We start from the raw sequence: 18,092 nt of genomic DNA, 5'->3' as shown, positions 1-18,092 counted from the left end.
GCTACCTGCAAACTTCCCTCGTACGGCTTCGTTCGGCCGGCGCATCCGTGCGCGCACCTCCAGCGTGCGCAAATGCAATGCGTTGTTAGGGGCCAACAATTCGGGTATGAACGTTGCTAATAGTAGAGATAAGGCTTTGTGTGATTTGTGACTCTTTGGTTAAATTGGCCTAAGGGTAGTCACTGAGCCCTTATAAATGTTTGTTTCGTAGCAGTGTTTGTTTTCCACCTTTTGGAGATTTTCTAATGATGAAGAAAAGCCTAGTTGCTTTGGCCGTGCTGGCCGTTTCCGGCATGGCTTCTGCCCAGTCCACCGTGACCGTTTATGGACTCGTGGACGCTTGGGTTGGTACCGTCAAGGACAATGGCGTCAGCCAGTCCGGCGTGAACGTTGCCCATCCTTTTTCCGGTAGCGGCGGTGGTCTGCAGACCAGCCGTTTCGGCCTGAAGGGTTCTGAGGACCTCGGTGGCGGCCTGAAAGCCAACTTCCTGCTGGAAGCCGGCTTTGACCCCAGCACCGGTGCTGCAAACAACTACACCAACCCCTATACCGGCGCGACCTCCAATGCAATCTTTGGTCGTCAGTCCTGGGTTGGCCTTTCTGGTGGCTTCGGTGAATTGAAGCTCGGCAAAATGTGGACCCCGTACGACATGGTCAAGGGTTCCGGCGCCGCTGGCTTCGACTCGCTCCTGTTTGCGCCTTCCACCAGCGTGTGGGCCAGCAACAGCTACCAGGACCGTCCTGGCAACTCGATCTATTACCAGACCCCAGACCTGGCTGGTTTCTCTGCTGCTGCGATGTACAGCTTCGGCGAAAACAAAACCGCGACTGTCAGCGCCGGCAAGATCGCCAGCTTTAACGTTGCTTATGCAAACGGCCCCATCGGTGCTTCTTTGGCCTATCAGACCGAAAAAGCCACTGGTGCCAGCACTGCCATCAAGTACACGCAGTTGAATGGTTCGTATGACTTCGGCGTGGTCAAGCTGCTCGGCGCTTACGGTACTGTGAAGAACGGCACCACCCCCGTGACCGGTTTGGCACAGGACAAAGCGACCGAGTACCAAATTGGCCTTGACTTCCCTGTCAACAGCACGTTCACCCTGTCCGGCGGTTATGCCCGCTCCAAGAGCACCCGCCCAGCTGGTGCTTCCGAGCTGAAGCGTACCGGCTATAGCCTGGCTGGTCTGTATGCCCTCTCCAAGCGTACGAACCTGTACGCTGGTGTTCAGAGCGGCAAGGAAACCGGCGCTGGTGTGACTGATCGCAAGACCAGCACCTACGGTGTTGGCGTTCGCCACACGTTCTAATCCAGTTTGGATCTAAACCCGGGCTTGCCTGGGTTTTATCAAAAGCCGTTTCAGTGAAACGGCTTTTTTTTTGGGTCGACTGAAATCGGGCTAAAAAACCAGGTTCTGGCAAGCAGAAATCCCGGGTTTTCGCTGGCGTTGTTTCTTTTCCACGGGTCACCGTCCATTTGTGGCTTGAGCACAACGGCTTGACTGTTTTTTCGGGCATTCCTTTGCGAATTGAAGCCCAGTCTGGTGCAATAGACCCAACTTCCCGAAACGGGGGTTGGCCCGGGTCTCTGGTGGTGCCATGAAGGCGTAAGTCTGAAATGGTCCCCGTGCCGGAGCCCTATGTTTAACCTTGGAGAAACTCTCAATGAAAAAGACTCTTATCGCCCTGGCTGCACTCGCTGCAACCGCTGGCGTCGCGCATGCCCAATCCTCCGTGACCCTGTACGGCGTTGCTGATGCCTACATCGGCCAAAACGTTACCAAAGTGTCTACCGCTGGTACCGAAACCAAAGTTAGCCAAGGCCAGATCAATGGCAGCGGCTTGAGCAGCTCGCGTTGGGGCCTGCGTGGTAGCGAAGATCTGGGCGGCGGTTTGGCTGCAGTGTTCACGCTGGAAAGCGGTTTTGACATTTCTACCGGCGCATCCGCAAACAACGCTGGTGGTTCCGCTGCCGGCGCAGCCAGCACCCTGTTTGGTCGCGTGGCAACTGTTGGCCTGAAGGGCTCCTTCGGCGAAGTTCGCCTGGGCCGTCAGTACAGCGCTTATGACTCGCTCCGCGGCGCTACCAACAATACCTATGACTCCAACACCTTTGCCCAGACCGGCACTGTGTGGGGCACGGGCATTCAAGACTACAGCAACCGTGTTAACAATTCCGTGCGTTACGACTCGCCCGATTTCGGCGGCTTCAGCGGCTCGGTGGTTTATGGTTTTGGCGAAGACAAGACGGCTACCGCTTCTGCTTCCAACAGCTCCAGCATCCAGCTGAAGTACGCTAACGGCCCTCTGCTGGTCGGTTACGCATACCAGCGTGAAAAAGAATCAGTTGGTTCCACCATGTTCTCCGGTGCAACCGGTGCTGCTAACGCGGCAGGTGTTGGCGCCGCTGCTGCTGACTCGCGCAAGTACAACCTGCTCGGCGCAACCTACGACTTCGGCGTTGTCAAGCTGGTGGGTAGCTACAACACCGCCAAGAACAACACGCTCAAAGACAAAGAGTACCAAATCGGCCTGAGCGCTCCCTTCGGTGCAGCAACCGTGGCCATTGGCTACGAGCGCGCCAAGAGCGAAGGCGGCGGTTCTACCAACAAGGGTAAGGGCTACAGCCTGCTCGGTACGTACGATCTGTCCAAGCGCACGACCCTGTACGCTGGCTACATCAACACCAAGGTTGAGTCTGGCGTGAATGCCGCTACCACCAGCAAGCGTTCGCTGCTGGCCACTGGTGTTCGCCACACGTTCTAATCTGAAGCTGGCTTAAGCCAGTTTTTGATGAGAATCTAAAAGCCGTCTCGGGGTAACCCGGGGCGGCTTTTTTCGTGAAAAAATGTACGAACTGCCGCTTGATGTTGTGAGTCGTTGGAATTTGTGAAACTTTTTCGCATCTGCCGCGTTAGATACCAAGGTCTTGATATTTAGACAAGACGCAACTGACCAGGTTCATTGCTGTTCCCCCACGTTCAATGCCACTGACACATCACCGTTTCTTCGTTCGCACGTTGCGCTTGCTGGCTGCCGGCTACCTGTTTCTTGCCGCTGGCTGCGCGGGGTTCGGGACTTCCGCCCCTATAGCCAGCACGAATGTCGACTGGACTTCTGCATCGTCTACAAGCACTGATGCAGATACCGTTAAGTGGCAGCACTGCACTTTCCCGGGCAAGAAGTCGACACGTTACCGTGCCATTCGCCTGGACGGGCGCAATGCCGTTCTTGGTGAATCCGACAGCGCCGCCAGCATGCTGCGGCAGAACCTGCGTGTAGAGTCTGCAGAACTTGGAACCCTGGGCTTTTCCTGGAAGGTACCGAAGATGATTGTGGGTGCGGACATGACGCAACGCGACAGCGATGATTCACCCGTGCGTGTGGTCCTGGCCTTTGAAGGTGACAGGTCGAAGTTTTCGGCCAAGAACGCCATGCTTTCAGAGCTTGCATTGGCACTGACAGGCGAGCCGCTACCATACGCGACGCTCATGTATGTCTGGGGCTCTCACAGCGCGCCAGAAAGCGTGATCATCAATACACGGACCGACCGAATCCGCAAAGTGGTGATCGAATCCGGTCCCGGCCGCCTTGATCGCTGGCTCGACTACCAGCGCGACATTCGTGCCGACTACCAAAAGGCCTTCGGCGAGCCGCCCGGCGCTTTGGTCGGTGTCGCCATCATGACTGACAGCGACAACACGCGCCAAATCACCAAGGCCTGGTATGGCCCCGTCAGCCTCAAAAACAAAACCGCAAGCATCGTGGCCACGCCGGCACTGGCCCCGGAATTGCTGCAGGTTTCACAAACCCCTGGATTTGCACCGCTGTCCCTTCAGGACTAGTATTTAACCTGCTGAACTCGGGACTCCACTGACATGCGCGCTCCGGCAAACCTTCCAAGTGCTTCATCCATTCAGCCCGCCGCAGCGGGAGATATTGCAAACCCCGACCGCCCCTCGCCGCTTCGCGCCTCCGGCCGGGCCTTTGCGCAAATAGCGCAGTACCACCCCGAACTGACCGCCTTCCGGCGCGACCTGCATGCCCACCCGGAACTCGGGTTTGAAGAGGTTTACACCTCCAGCCGGGTAGTGCATGCGCTCAAGTTATGTGGCGTAGACGAGGTGCACACCGGTGTCGGTAAAACAGGTGTTGTGGCTGTCATCAGAGGTCAGCAGCCAGTCAAGGCTTCCGGTCAACCTGGTTTTAAGCCCATGATCGGATTGCGCGCTGACATGGACGCGCTTCCCATGACAGAGCACAACGAGTTTGGCTGGAAGTCCGCCAAGGCCGGGTTGATGCACGGTTGCGGGCATGACGGGCATACCACCATGCTGGTAGGCGCCGCCCGTTACCTCGCAGAGACCCGCAATTTTGCCGGCGATGCGGTGCTGGTTTTCCAGCCCGCGGAAGAAGGCCGTGGCGGGGCCGATGCGATGATCAAGGACGGCTTGTTCGAGCGTTTTCCCGTGCAGGCCATTTACGCCATGCACAACTGGCCCGCGATGCAGCCTGGCACCATCGGGATCAATCCCGGCCCCATGATGGCCGCGGCCGACCGCATCACCATCGAGATTACCGGCAAGGGTGGCCACGGGGCACACGCCTATCTCACGGTCGATCCGGTGCTGGTGGCCGCTCACATCATCACAGCGGTGCAAGGCATCGTCTCGCGCAACGTCAAGGCCATGGACAACGCCGTGATCAGCATTTGCGCCGTCCAGGCAGGCGACCTGGGCGCGATGAGTGTGGTGCCTGGCAATGCCACACTGGTCGGCACGGTACGCACCTTCAAACCGGAAGTGCAGGACCTGGTCGAGCGGCGCCTCAAGGAGTTGTGTGCCGCCGTGGCACAGGGCTTTGGCGCCACGGCCACCGTCAAGTACGAACGGATCTACCCGGCCACCATCAACTCACCGGTCGAATACGAGCTGGCCACCAGCGTCGCCGAACAGCTCGTGGGTGCAGAGAACGTTGTGCGCAACCTTGAGCCCAGCATGGGCTCCGAAGACTTTTCCTTCATGCTCAGGGTCAAGCCGGGTGCCTACTTGCGCCTGGGCCAGGGCGAGCAGTTGCCCGATGGCAAAGGCGGAACCGTGGGCGGCGTGGGCAGCCGCTTTTTGCACAACAGCTGCTATGACTTCAATGACAGCGTGCTGCCGCTGGGCTCGGCGCTGTTTGCAGGAATTGTCGAACGCTCGCTGCCGCTGCGCTGATGCTATTAATTTAATAGCTGCTCGCGCACACCCCTTATGGGCTGCGGGCGAATTCTTCTTGACATTCCAAGGGGCCGTTATCACAGGCGCGATGGCGTAGGCCGCGTCTGCGCCTCACCTGTCTGTGCTCGTCTCAGGCATAACGCTTGTTACGCAGGTTGTTTTTCATTTCCTTGAGCAACGGCTGCAGCTTGCTGCCGATGCGCAGTGCCACACAGGTTGCCAGGATGTCGATGATCATCAGGTGCATCAGGCGCGACACCATGGGGCTGTAGCGGTCGTAGCCCTCGGGGTGGTCGGCTGCCAGGTGGATGTTGCCGGCTGCGGCCAACGGCGAACCGGTGACGGTGATGACGATCGTGGTCGCGCCGTTCTTGCGGGCGATGTCGCAGGCGTCCATCAAATCGCGCGTGCGGCCAGAGTTGGAGATCACCACCACGCAATCGCCCGGCCCCAGCAGCGAGGCGCTCATCACCTGCATGTGGCCGTCGCTGTAGGCGATGCTGGTGATGCCCAGGCGGAAAAACTTGTGCTGCGCATCCTGCGCCACGATGCCCGAGTTGCCCACGCCGAAGAACTCAATCCGCTTGCCGGTGTTGTACGTGGCCAGCAACGCGTCGGCGGCCCGCTCAACGGCCACGGAACTCGCATCGTTGCGGTATTTCAAAAACGCCGCTACCGTGTTGTCGATCACCTTGACCATCACGTCGCCGGTCTTGTCGTCCGCGTCCACACTGCGGTGGATGAAAGGTACGCCCTCACTCACGCTGCCCGCCAGCTTGAGCTTGAAGTCCGACAGCCCGTCATAGCCCATGCTGCGGCAAAACCGCACCACTGTCGGCTTGCTCACATGCGAGCGGCTCGCCAGCTCCGTGATCGGCAAATTGGCAAATGCCCGCGGGTCGGCCAGCACCAACCGGCCCACGCGTTGCTCGGCGGGTGCAAGAGAGGGAAGGGACGCCTTGATTCGGTCGAGCATTGGCTATGTCTCCAGTGGCGCGTGGCGTTTGCTCCAACCAGCATGAGCCGCGGAACCGGCTTTGCCGGGCCGCAGGCGGGCGGCCCCCTCGGGGGGCAGGGAACACACGAAGTGAGTGACCGTGGGGGCTAACATTCCTCTGACCAGCAATAGCCGTCGCGCGCAATCATCGCGCTCGCAGCGCTAGGCCCCCAGGTGCCGGCGGCATAAGGCCGTGGCGCGCTCGCCTGGTTACTCCAGCTGTCCATGATGGGTTCGACCCAGCGCCAGGCTTCTTCCTGCTCGTCGCTGCGCACGAACAGATTCAAGCGCCCGTCAATCACATCCAGCAGCAGCCGTTCATAAGCGCCCACGCGCTCGGAGCCGAAGCGTTTGTCGAAATCCAGGTCCAGCTGCACCGGCGCCAGCGAAGGCGTGCCGCGGCCCCCCGTGCGCTGGTCGGCACCCTGCGCAAGCAGGTGCAGCTCCAGGCCGTCCTTGGGTTGCAGGTTGATCACCAGCCGGTTGGCCACATTGGAGCCGGCCAGCGCCGACTTGAAAATCGCGTGCGGCGCGGGGCGAAAGTTCACCTCGATGTGCGCGTCCCGGCCAGCCAGACGCTTGCCGGTGCGGATGTAAAACGGTACACCGGCCCAGCGCCAGTTGGCGATCTCGGTGCGCAGGGCCACAAAGGTTTCGGTCCTGCTGTCAGGGGGCACGCCTTTTTCGTCGCGGTAGCCGGGCACGGCCTCACCGTCGATGTTGCCGGCCGCGTACTGGCCGCGCACCACATGCTGGCTCAGCGTTTCAGGCGTCCAGGCTTTCAGCGATCGCAATACCTTGAGTTTCTCGTCGCGGATGGCATCGGCGTGCGAGTTGATGGGTGGCTCCATGCCGATGGCACACAGCAGCTGCAGCGCATGGTTTTGCACCATGTCGCGCAGCGCGCCGGTGCTGTCGTAAAACGCACCACGCTTTTCCACGCCCAGGTCTTCGGCGATGGTGATCTGGATGTTGGCAATGGTTTCGCGGCGCCACAGCGGTTCAAACAGCGAATTGCCAAAGCGCAGCGCAAACAGGTTTTGCACCGAGGGCTTGCCCAGGTAGTGGTCGATGCGAAAGATCTGCTGTTCGCTTAAAACACTGCGTACCGTCTTGTTGATGGCGCGGTTGGAGGCCAGGTCGTGGCCCAGCGGCTTTTCGAGCACCACGCGCGTCTGAGGGCCGTTCAGGCCCGCGGCGGCGATCTGCTCGCAGACCGTGGTGAAGAGGCTGGGCGCGGTGGCCACGTACATCACCACCACGTCGGCGGGCCGCTGCTGCAGTTTCGCAGCCAGTGCGGCATAGTCGGCCGGGTTGGACAAGTCCATGCGCAGGTAGCCCAACATCGCCGCGAAGCGCGAGAACTCCTCTTCGCTCGGCCGCTTGGCCAGCTCGACATTGTCAAACCGGGACTTGATCAGCGCGCGGTACTGGTCGTCCGACAAATCGTCGCGTGCCACGCCCACAATGCGCCCGCCCTCTGGTAATGAGCCGTGGCGGAAGGCCTGGAACAGGGCCGGCATGATCTTGCGCCACACCAGGTCGCCGGTGCCGCCAAACAGGATGAGGTCAAAACTCATGGTAAAAAATTGTCTTGGTAATAAAGTTTCATATTCTATGGGCATAATGGTAACTCGACATCGAACCCGTGAAATGCCTGCACCCAGGCACCGCGCGGTGTTTCATCCGGACCACTCCGCGTTTTGACCAGCCACCCAGCCATGACCCAACTTGACGCCCTGAAACAGTTCACCACCGTAGTCGCTGACACCGGTGACTTCAAGCAACTGGGGCAGTTCAAGCCGCAGGACGCCACCACCAATCCGTCGCTGATCCTCAAGGCGGTGCAGAAGGCTGATTACCAGCCGCTGTTGAAGGACACCGTGAGCCGCTTCAAGGGCCGGGCGCTTGACGAAGTCATGGACCGTCTGCTGGTGCGTTTTGGCTGCGAAATCCTTTCTATCATTCCGGGCCGAGTCTCGACGGAGGTTGATGCCCGCCTGAGCTTTGACGCCAACGCAACGTATACGCGCGGCGAGCGCATCATCGAGCTCTACCAGGCTGAAGGCATTCACATTGACCGCGTGCTGATCAAGGTCGCTGCCACCTGGGAAGGCATACAGGCGGCCGAAAAGCTGGAACAGCGCGGCATCCACACCAACCTCACGCTGCTGTTTTCGTTCTGCCAGGCCATCGCCTGCGGCCAGGCCAAGGTTCAGTTGATCTCGCCGTTTGTCGGCCGTATCTACGACTGGTACAAAAAATCTGCCGGCGCCGCCTGGGACGAAGCCGCCATGGCCGGCGCCAATGATCCCGGCGTGAAGTCGGTGCGCGAGATCTACAACCATTACAAGCACTTCGGCATTGCCACCGAGGTGATGGGCGCGAGCTTTCGCAACGTGGGCCAGATCACTGCACTCGCCGGCTGCGACCTCCTGACCATCAGCCCGGAACTGCTGGCCCAGCTTGCCGCCAGCGATACCGCGCTGCCGCGCGCACTCGATGCCAAAGCCGCAGCGGCGCTGGATTTGCCCCCAGTGAACTTTGACGAAGCCGGATTCCGTTACGCGCTCAACGAAGACGCCATGGCCACCGAGAAGCTGGCCGAAGGCATTCGCGCTTTCGCGGCCGATGCCGTGAAACTTGAGCAGCTGATGCTGGCCGCATAACCTCCCGCACAGGACACGTCATGAACCGACTGCGTTGCGACCAGACTTCCGCATGGCCTGCGCTGCAGGCGCTATATGCCGCTTCCGGCAAAGATTTCGACCTGAAGGCTGCATTTGCTGCCGATCCGGATCGCTTCACCAGCTTCAGCCAGGATGCACCACACGTTTTTGCGGACCTTTCCAAAAACCTGATCGACACCGGCAGCCAGGCTTTGTTGTTTGACCTTGCGCGCGCGTGCGGGCTGGAGCAGCACCGCAACGCCATGTTCGCCGGGGAACTGATCAACGGCACCGAAAAGCGCGCCGTGATGCATTTTTTACTGCGAAATCCGGCTGTAGCCCAGGATGGTGTTGCGCCGGCAGCTATTAAAAATATAGCAACCGAGTTGACCCAGGTTCACACCACGCTGGACGCCATGCTCGCTTATGCCGAACAGGTGCGCGCGGATGCCGCCATCACCGATGTTGTCAATATCGGCATAGGCGGCTCCGACCTGGGGCCCCAAATGGCGGTGCTGGCGCTCGGCGAATTTGCCGCCACGGGCAAGCGCGTTCACTTTGTCTCCAATGTGGATGGGGACGAGCTGGCTACCGTGCTCAAGGGGCTCAAGCCGCAAAGCACGCTGTTCCTGATCGCGTCCAAAACCTTCACCACCACCGAGACCATGACCAATGCGCATTCGGCCCGGCGCTGGTTTGAGGCACAGGGCGGACGCGACATCAGCCGGCATTTCGCCGCACTGACGACCAATGTCGCGGCAGCCAACGAATTCGGCATCAGCACCACCTTTGGTTTCTGGGACTGGGTGGGCGGGCGTTATTCGCTGTGGTCGGCCATCGGCTTGCCGGTGGCCATCGCCATTGGCGCAGCCGGCTTTCGCGAGCTGCTGGCCGGCGCGCACGCCATGGATGAGCACTTTCGCACCGCACCGCTGACGCACAACCTGCCGGTGCGCCTGGGGCTGCTCGACGTCTGGTACCGCAACTTTCATGGCTTCACCAGCCGCAGCATCGCGCCCTACAGCAGCGCGCTGCGCCGCCTGCCGGCCTACCTGCAGCAGCTGGAGATGGAGAGCAACGGCAAGCGTGTGGATGCGGATGGCAAGGCCTTGCCGTTTGAAACGTCGCCGGTGCTGTGGGGCGAACCGGGCACCAACGGCCAGCACGCCTACTTTCAGATGCTGCACCAGGGGACGTCGGTGGTGCCGGTCGAGTTTGTGGCGGTCAAAACAGCCGCGCATGCACCGCATGACCTGCCGGGGCATCACGCCAAATTGCTGGCCAACGTCCTGGCCCAGGCGCAAGCCCTGATGACCGGCAAAGAAGAGGTCGGAGGCCACAGGCATTTTCCCGGCAACCGCCCCAGCACCTTCCTGTTACTGGAACGGCTCACGCCGGCCAGCCTGGGCGCGCTGATTGCGCTGCAGGAGCACCGTGTATTTGTCAGCGGTGCGATTTGGGGCATCAACAGCTTTGACCAGTGGGGTGTCGAGCTGGGCAAGGTGCTGGCCAAAGACATCGAGCCACGCCTGCGCAGCGGGGACATATCCGGCCTTGACGGCTCGACCGCCGGCCTGCTGCGCAAGATTGCCGGCTGAATACCGCAAAACTGTGCGTTTTTCCATTGCGGGAGCGCGCGCTTCCGTGGTCAACTTGCCACATCGCCGATTTTTCGATGGCTTCGCATCATGTCTTTTTCCCTTCCGCTTCGCCGCCTTTCCCCCCGTTTTTCGATGTTCGCCGCAGCGTTTCTCACGCTGGCTCTGGTCTCCGGCTGCGCGACACGCTCAGCTCCTGACGAGGACACTGATGTCGATGAGCCGGTCAGCCGCGGCGGCACGCTGGGCCCGGCGGAGGGGGTCACGGGTACCGCCTGGGCCGAGATGTCGGCCCCGCCCAAGGCTGGCGAGCTCAAACCGGACGACCTCAAGTGGGAAATCTTCCGCGTGCCCGGCAAACAGCCGGCCAGCTACAGCTATGTGCGTCATGAAGGTCGCGACGCGGTGCTCGCAAAGGTCGAGGCGTCCGGCAGCATCCTGCGCCATCGCCACCGCATCGAGCCCGACCAGCTAGGGCTCGTGCGCTTTTCCTGGAACGTGCCGTACGCCGGTGCGGGTGCCAACCTCGCGCTGCCGCAACTCGAGGATGTGCCGGTGCGGGTGGTGCTCGCGTTCGAAGGTGACCGCTCGCGGCTGTCGATGAAAAATTCCCTGCTGTCCGAGTTGAGCCGACTGCTGACCGGCGAAGAAATGCCGTTCGCGACGCTGGTTTATTCGTGGTCGCGCGTCAACCGGCCGGGCGAAGTCGTCGTCAACGACCGCACCGACCGTATCCGCAAGATCATTGTCGATTCGGGCGACCACGGCTACAACGAATGGCGCAGCTACGAGCGTGACATCCGCGCCGACTACCGCAAGGCCTTTGGCGAAGATCCGGGCGCCTTGCTGAGCTTCGCCGTCTTCACCGAAGGCGAAAAGAACGAGGGTCAGCTGCAGGCCTTCTACGGGCCACTCAAGCTGGTGCCGGCATCGGCTGTCGCGCGCAAATAGCGCCGCGACCGGTCGGCGTGTCTATGCCGACCGATTTCATTTTTCTGCCTTTTGAGCAAGCAACGCAGGCTAGCGGCCCTGGATTGGCAGAGCGCGTCACGTCGGTCTTGACAATTTGTTGCATCTAATAATGCGGAGTTTAGGGAAATTACCACTCCTTCGATGCAACAAAGTATTGAAATTCCCTGATCTGGTATCAAACCCGCAAGGACCTTTCTTCAAAATGCAGTGAACGGCAAAGCGGCCGTTTCGACTGACATAACGAAGGAGACACCCTATGAAGCGTTTTATCCAGACAGGCCTGGTGCTTGCACTCTCAGGCGCCGGCATGGCCCATGCCGTGACCGAACTCGTGGTGGCGACGGTGAATAACGGCCACATGATCGAAATGCAGAAGCTCACGCCGGTTTTCGAGAAGGCCCATCCTGACATCAAGCTCAAATGGGTCACGCTCGAAGAAGGCACGCTGCGCCAGCGCGTCACCACCGACATCGCCACCAAGGGCGGGCAGTTCGACGTGATGACCATCGGCCTGTACGAAGCGCCGATCTGGTCGAAGAAGGGCTGGTTGCAGCCCATTGCCACCGATGCCGCCTATGACGTCGACGACCTGTTGCCCGCCATCCGCGCCGGCCTGTCGCATGAAGGCAAGCTCTATGCCGCGCCGTTCTATGGCGAGAGCTCGATGCTCATGTACCGCAAGGACCTCGCCGACAAGGTCGGCTTCAAGATGCCTGAGCAGCCCACCTGGACACAGGTGAAGGAACTGGCCGGCAAGATCCACGATCCGAAAGCCGGGGTGTACGGCATGTGCCTGCGCGGCAAGCCGGGCTGGGGCGACAACATGGCCTTCCTGACCACGCTGGTCAACACCAACGGCGGCCAGTGGTTCGACATGCAGTGGAAGCCGCAGATCGACACCAAGCCCTGGAAGGACGCGATCGGCTTCTACGTGGATCTGATGAAAGCCTACGGCCCGCCCGGCGCCTCGGCCAACAGCTTCAACGAAAACCTCGCACTCTTCAACGAAGGCAAGTGCGGCATGTGGGTGGATGCAACCATCGCCGCCTCGTTCATCAGCGATCCGAAGCAGTCGAAGGTGGCCGACAAGGTGGCCTTTGCCCAGGCCCCTGTTGCCGTCACGCCCAAGGGCGCCAACTGGCTGTGGACCTGGAACCTGGCCATTCCGGCCAGCTCGACCAAGGGCGCAGCTGCCCAGACCTTCGTGAAGTGGGCTACTTCCAAGGAGTACATCAACTTGGTCGCCAGGGAACATGGCTGGGGGACGGTACCCACCGGCACGCGCAAGTCGACCTACGCCAACCCCGAGTTCCAGAAGGTTGCGAAGTTTGCTGCCGCCGAGAAGAAGGCCATCGACAGTGCCAACCTCAGCGACAGCACGCTGCCCAAGTCGCCCTACGTCGGCGTGCAGTACGCGGCGATTCCCGAGTTCCAGGCCATCGGCGTGGCGGTGGGCCAGCAGATGAGTGCCGCACTGTCGGGCAAGGTCACGGTGGACCAGGCCCTGAAGACATCACAGACGGCGGCCGAGCGCGAGATGAAGAAGGCCGGGTATTACAAGTAAACCCACAGGCAGCATGCCCTGCCCTGACGCCCCGGGACCCACAACATGAACCGCCTCCTGCCACGCGCGCTCATGGCGCCCGCAGTGCTCACGCTCTTCCTCTGGATGATCGTGCCGCTCGTGATGACCCTGTACTTCTCGTTCGTGAGCTACAACCTCATGCAACCCGGCGAGCATCCGTTCATCGGCATCGAGAATTTCCAGTACTTCATCACCGATCCGGACTTCTGGCCTGCGACCTGGAACACGCTGCTGCTCATCGGCAGCGTGATCGTCATCACGGTGGTGTTCGGTGTACTGCTCGCGCTGCTGGTGAACGAGCCTTTTCCGGGGCGGGGCATCGTGCGCGTGCTGCTTATCTCGCCGTTCTTCGTCATGCCCGCAGTGAACGCGCTGCTGTGGAAGCACATGATGATGAATCCGATTTACGGCGTGCTTGCCGACCTCTGGCGTTTTTTCGGCGCGCAACCGGTCGACTGGCTCACCGATGTGCCGCTGTTGTCGGTGATCATCATGGTGGCCTGGCAGTGGCTGCCCTTTGCCTGCCTGATCTTCATTACCTCGCTGCAGTCGCTCGACCGCGAGCAGATGGAAGCGGCGCGCATGGACGGTGCAAGTTCGTTCCAGCGCTTCTTCTATCTCATCATTCCGCATCTCGGCCGGCCGATGGCGGTGGTGATCATGATCGAAATGATCTTTCTGCTCAGCGTGTTCGCCGAGATCGCCATCACCACCAATGGCGGTCCGGGCAACGAGAGCACCAATCTAACCTACATGATCTTCAAGCAGTCGCTGATGAACTTTGACGTGGGCGTGGCATCGGCAGGTGCGTTGTTTGCGGTGGTGGTGGCCAATATCGTGGCGGTGTTTCTCATCCGCATCGTCGGCAAGAACCTCGACTGAAGGAACGACCATGCAACCAAGCAACTTCCTTCCGCAACTGCTTCGCACCGTGGGCGCGTGGGCCGCCGCGCTGCTGCTGTTCTTTCCGCTCGGCTGGCTGTTTCTCACAGCCTTCAAGACCGAACTGCAGGCGATTCATGTGCCGCCGCTCTTTATTTTCGAGCCCACGCTCGACAACTTCAGCGAAGTGCAGCGCCGCAGTGACTATTTGCTGTATGCGCGCAACTCGCTCATCACCAGCCTGGGCTCAACCCTCATCGGCCTGTTGATCGCGGCACCCGCCGCGTACTCGATGGCCTTCTTCCGTACGAAGAGGACACGCGACATCCTGATGTGGATGCTTTCCACCAAGATGATGCCGGCGGTGGGTGCGCTGGTGCCGATCTACGTTCTCGCACAAACCGCGGGCCTGCTGGATTCGCTTACCGCGCTGACCATCGTGTTCACGCTGGCGAACCTGCCGATCATGGTGTGGATGCTCTACAGCGCCTACAAGGACATTCCTAACGAGATCCTGGAAGCCGCACGCATGGACGGTGCGAGCCTCTGGACCGAATTCCGCCATGTGGTGCTGCCGCTGTCGGTGGGCGGTCTCGCTTCGACCGGCCTGCTGTGCCTGGTGCTGAGCTGGAACGAGGCCTTCTGGGCGCTCAACCTCAGTTCGGCCAAGGCCGGCACGCTGGCGACATTGATCGCATCGTACTCCAGCCCTGAAGGCCTGTTCTGGGCCAAATTGTCAGCCGCCTCGCTGATGGCGATCGCACCCATCGTCGTGTTCGGCTGGTTCAGCCAGAAACAGCTGGTGCAAGGCCTCACATTCGGTGCGGTGAAGTGAAAGGAATTGACTTATGGCTTATCTGGAACTCAAGAACATCGAGAAAAGTTTCGGGGAAACCCAAATCATCCGCGGTGTTGATCTTGAAATCAACAAGGGCGAGTTCATCGTCTTTGTCGGCCCTTCGGGTTGCGGAAAATCGACACTGCTGCGCCTCATCGCGGGGCTTGAGCCCATCACCAAAGGCAACTTGCTGCTGGACGGCAAAGACATCACCTGGACGCCTTCGGGCAAGCGTGACCTGGCGATGGTGTTCCAGAGCTACGCGCTCTACCCGCACATGAGTGTGTACGACAACATGTCCTTTGCGCTCAAGCTTGCGGGCGTGCCGAAGGACGAGATCCAGGCCAAGGTCGAGTACGCGGCCAAAACGCTCAACCTCACCCAGTACCTGGGCCGCACACCGAAAGACCTGTCGGGCGGACAGCGGCAGCGGGTGGCGATTGGCCGCGCCATCGTGCGTGCGCCCAAGGTGTTCCTGTTCGACGAGCCCTTGTCCAACCTGGATGCCGCGTTGCGCGGCAACACGCGCGTCGAAATCCACAAGCTGCACCGCGCGCTCGGCGCGACGACCATTTACGTCACGCACGACCAGGTCGAGGCGATGACGCTGGCCGACCGCGTAGTGGTGCTCAGGGACGGACTGATCGAGCAGGTCGGCACGCCGCTGGAACTCTACGACCACCCGGCGAACCGGTTTGTCGCGCAGTTCATCGGCATGCCGTCGATGAACATGGTGGCGGCGAGCGCCATTCCGAGCTTCTCGGCGGCCACCGGCGGGCGCCTGCCGAGCGATGGTTTCCTGGGCGTCCGGCCGGAAGGCTTGCGCGTGCATCCGAAGCAGGCCGCTGCTTTGGGTGTGCAAGGCCGCGTGGAGCTGATCGAGGCACTCGGTGCCGATACCCTGATTCACGTCGACGTCGGCGGCGTACCGTTGATAGCGCGCCAGAACGAGCGGACACCGCTTCATGCGGGTGACGATGTGGCGGTCGAGCTCGACTCCTCGGTGCTTCATCTGTTCAACCGTGAAGGCCGTGCGGTTCCGGCCTGATTTCTTCCTTCTTCCTTTCGGACATTCCCTTGACTCTCGCAACAGCGCTTCTTGTGCAAACGCCACCGGCGCCTTCGGAATTCACGGTGCTTCACCTTGGACTGGGTTCATTTCATCGAGCCCACCAGGCCGTTTATCTTCAGCGGCTTATCGATGCGGGCGACACCCGTTGGTCCATCGTGGGCGCCAACATCCGGCCCGACATGGCCGAGGTCGTCGCGGCCTTGCAGGCACAGGGCGGGCGTTACACGCTGGAAACCGTATCGCCGGCCGGCGAGTACCGCTATGAACAGGTTGAGGCCATCCGCGAAGTGCTTCCCTGGGAAGCCTCGCTGGCTGCGGTGATCTCTCGCGGCGCGGCGCCGTCCACCCGCATCGTTTCATTCACCGTGACCGAGGCAGGCTACTACCTCGACACGAAAGGCAAGCTGGACTTGTCTTTCAATGATCTCGAAGCAGACCTTGAGCGTGCACGCCGCGGCGAGGCGGGCGGGGAGGGCGTGACCATCTACGGCGCCGTCTGCGCGATCCTGCGCGCGCGCAAGGCGGCGCTGGCCGGCCCGGTGACCCTGCTCAACTGCGACAACCTGCGCCACAACGGCGACCGCTTCTATGCCGGGTTGCGCGAATTCATTGAACTCACAGGCGATACCGGGCTGCTTTCGTGGGTCGCGGGGAACACCCGTTGTCCCAACACGATGGTCGACCGCATCACGCCGCGTCCGCCACCCGAGCTGCGCGCTCGCGTCAAGGCCGCCACGGGGAGGGATGATGCGGCCGCGATCACTGGCGAGAGTTTCATCCAGTGGGTGATCGAAGACAATTTCGCGGCCGGGCGACCCGACTGGGGCCGTGTGGGCGTGGAACTGGTCGAATCGGTGCAGCCTTACGAGGAGGCCAAGATCCGCATCCTCAACGCCACGCACAGCTGCATTGCCTGGGCCGGCACATTGGTCGGGCTGGATTTCATCCACGAAGGAACACACCACGCGGCAATCCGGAAGATGGCCTACGACTATGTGACGGACGACGTGATTCCCTGCCTGAGTTCTCCCGACACTCCCGGGCCGATCGACCTCGCGGCGTACCGCGATGTGGTGCTCGAGCGCTTTGGCAACCCTGCGATCCGCGACACCAACCAACGCGTGGCGGCGGACGGTTTCTCGAAGATTCCAGGGTTTATCGCGCCCACGGTACGGGAGCGGCTCGCCGCGGGACAGCCCATCGACAGCGTCGCAATGCTGCCTGCGCTGTTCCTTGTTTTTCTGCGGCGCTGGCACCGGGGAGCGCTGCCCTATGCCTATCAGGACCAGGGTATGGACGAGGCCGTGGCCCGCGCGATCTGCGACGCTGTCGATCCTGTGCGCGCGCTGTGCTCCGACGCGGGGCTATGGGGGAGTGCCGCAGGCGATACGCGGCTGACGGATGCCGTGCGCGGAGCGATCGGGCGGGTAGCCGGTTTTGTCAATTCAGGGGTAAAAAAAACATGAACGAACGTCTGAAGAACCATCATGTGCTTCTGACGGGTGCCGGTGGCGGCATCGGTCTGGCGGTGGCTGAAGCCTGCATCGCCGAGGGCGCGCACTGCAGCGTGGTCGACCGGGCAGTGGCGACGCCTGAAGCCGTGCAGGCACTGCAGAAACGTCATCCCGGCTGCCTGGCCTACATCGCGGCGGACGTGACGGACGCGCAGGCGATTGCGCGCCTGCTGGCGCAGGCACAGGCCGCTTTTGGCCCCATTCATACCCTGTTCAACAACGCGGCCGTGTTCGACCTCGCGCCTTTGCTTGACAGCGACGAGGCATCTTTCGACAAGCTCTTTGCCGTCAATGTGAAAGGCATGTTCTTTGTCATGCAGGCCGTGCTTCGCCACATGGTCGAAGCTGGCACGCAGGGTGCGTCGGTCATCAACATGGCCTCGCAGGCCGGGCGGCGCGGCGAAGCGCTGGTGTCGCACTACTGCGCCACCAAGGCCGCGGTCATCAGCTACACCCAGAGTGCCGCATTGGCCATGGCGCCGCATGGCATTCGCATCAACGGCATCGCACCCGGTGTGGTCGATACGCCGATGTGGGACCATGTCGACAGCCTGTTTGCCAGGGCAGAAGGGTTGCCACCGGGAGAAAAGAAGCGGCGCGTGGGCCTCGAAGTGCCGCTCGGCCGCATGGGTGTACCGGCAGACATCGCGGGAGCGGCGGTATTTCTGGCAAGCGACGAAGCGCGTTACATCACGGCGCAGACCCTGAATGTCGATGGCGGCAACGTGATGAGCTGATTTTCCGTTTGC

Annotated in this window: 15 protein-coding genes; 13 read left to right on the top strand and 2 right to left on the bottom strand. The window is 61.2% G+C overall.

The features are described 5' to 3' along the window. Positions 1-245 precede the first annotated feature (245 nt). The 4 genes from AC1DU8_RS17685 (at position 246) to AC1DU8_RS17670 (ending at position 5,213) form a co-directional block, all read left to right on the top strand. Positions 246-1,307 carry a porin gene (locus AC1DU8_RS17685; protein ID WP_457282596.1) on the top strand — a complete coding sequence of 354 codons (1,062 nt, stop codon included), beginning with the start codon at positions 246-248 and terminating at the stop codon, positions 1,305-1,307. Between the two features lie 355 nt (positions 1,308-1,662). Continuing rightward, on the top strand, positions 1,663-2,763 hold the full coding sequence (locus AC1DU8_RS17680) for a porin (protein WP_457282597.1): 1,101 nt from the start codon (positions 1,663-1,665) through the stop codon (positions 2,761-2,763). A gap of 218 nt (positions 2,764-2,981) precedes the next feature. After that, positions 2,982-3,842: a DUF3047 domain-containing protein gene (locus AC1DU8_RS17675; protein ID WP_457282598.1), complete on the top strand. Its 861-nt coding sequence runs from the start codon at positions 2,982-2,984 to the stop codon at positions 3,840-3,842. Positions 3,843-3,875: 33 nt separating this feature from the next. After that, the gene (locus AC1DU8_RS17670) at positions 3,876-5,213 is read left to right on the top strand and encodes a M20 aminoacylase family protein (RefSeq protein WP_457282599.1); all 1,338 of its coding nucleotides are present in this window, start codon (positions 3,876-3,878) and stop codon (positions 5,211-5,213) included. Between the two features lie 133 nt (positions 5,214-5,346). Here the strand turns inward: AC1DU8_RS17670 and AC1DU8_RS17665 are convergent, their stop codons facing one another. Next, positions 5,347-6,192 (bottom strand): MurR/RpiR family transcriptional regulator, encoded by an 846-nt coding sequence (locus tag AC1DU8_RS17665; RefSeq protein ID WP_457282600.1) that lies wholly within the window; start codon positions 6,190-6,192, stop codon positions 5,347-5,349. A gap of 128 nt (positions 6,193-6,320) precedes the next feature. Then, positions 6,321-7,793, bottom strand: coding sequence for a glucose-6-phosphate dehydrogenase (zwf, locus tag AC1DU8_RS17660; RefSeq protein WP_457282601.1), 1,473 nt, complete (start codon positions 7,791-7,793; stop codon positions 6,321-6,323). Positions 7,794-7,934: 141 nt separating this feature from the next. Between zwf and tal the strand changes: the two genes are divergently transcribed. The 9 genes from tal (at position 7,935) to AC1DU8_RS17615 (ending at position 18,080) form a co-directional block, all read left to right on the top strand. Further along, on the top strand, positions 7,935-8,882 hold the full coding sequence (gene tal, locus AC1DU8_RS17655) for a transaldolase (RefSeq protein WP_457282602.1): 948 nt from the start codon (positions 7,935-7,937) through the stop codon (positions 8,880-8,882). A gap of 20 nt (positions 8,883-8,902) precedes the next feature. Continuing rightward, positions 8,903-10,480 carry a glucose-6-phosphate isomerase gene (gene pgi / locus AC1DU8_RS17650; RefSeq protein WP_477727068.1) on the top strand — a complete coding sequence of 526 codons (1,578 nt, stop codon included), beginning with the start codon at positions 8,903-8,905 and terminating at the stop codon, positions 10,478-10,480. A 90-nt stretch (positions 10,481-10,570) separates the two neighbouring features. Further along, positions 10,571-11,431 (top strand): DUF3047 domain-containing protein, encoded by an 861-nt coding sequence (locus AC1DU8_RS17645; protein WP_457282604.1) that lies wholly within the window; start codon positions 10,571-10,573, stop codon positions 11,429-11,431. 277 nt (positions 11,432-11,708) lie between these two features. Further along, positions 11,709-13,016, top strand: coding sequence for an ABC transporter substrate-binding protein (locus AC1DU8_RS17640; RefSeq protein ID WP_477727067.1), 1,308 nt, complete (start codon positions 11,709-11,711; stop codon positions 13,014-13,016). A 45-nt stretch (positions 13,017-13,061) separates the two neighbouring features. Further along, complete coding sequence (locus AC1DU8_RS17635) at positions 13,062-13,919, top strand: carbohydrate ABC transporter permease (RefSeq protein ID WP_457282606.1); 858 nt, start codon at positions 13,062-13,064, stop codon at positions 13,917-13,919. A 10-nt stretch (positions 13,920-13,929) separates the two neighbouring features. Continuing rightward, on the top strand, positions 13,930-14,754 hold the full coding sequence (locus AC1DU8_RS17630; protein ID WP_477689935.1) for a carbohydrate ABC transporter permease: 825 nt from the start codon (positions 13,930-13,932) through the stop codon (positions 14,752-14,754). Positions 14,755-14,767: 13 nt separating this feature from the next. Beyond that, a complete protein-coding gene (locus tag AC1DU8_RS17625) occupies positions 14,768-15,805 on the top strand; it encodes an ABC transporter ATP-binding protein (protein ID WP_457282608.1) in 1,038 nt (345 codons plus the stop codon). Between the two features lie 86 nt (positions 15,806-15,891). Beyond that, entirely contained in the window at positions 15,892-17,295 is a 1,404-nt protein-coding gene (gene dalD / locus AC1DU8_RS17620; protein ID WP_457282623.1) for a D-arabinitol 4-dehydrogenase, read from the top strand. After that, positions 17,292-18,080, top strand: coding sequence for an L-iditol 2-dehydrogenase (locus AC1DU8_RS17615; RefSeq protein WP_457282609.1), 789 nt, complete (start codon positions 17,292-17,294; stop codon positions 18,078-18,080). The genes dalD and AC1DU8_RS17615 overlap by 4 nt, the downstream gene beginning before the upstream one ends. Positions 18,081-18,092: the final 12 nt, after the last annotated feature.

It is taken from the genome of Polaromonas sp. P3_A5 (assembly GCF_056403055.1).
The sequence above is the reverse complement of the archived record's forward strand: the minus strand, read 5'-3'. Positions and strand labels throughout refer to the sequence as shown.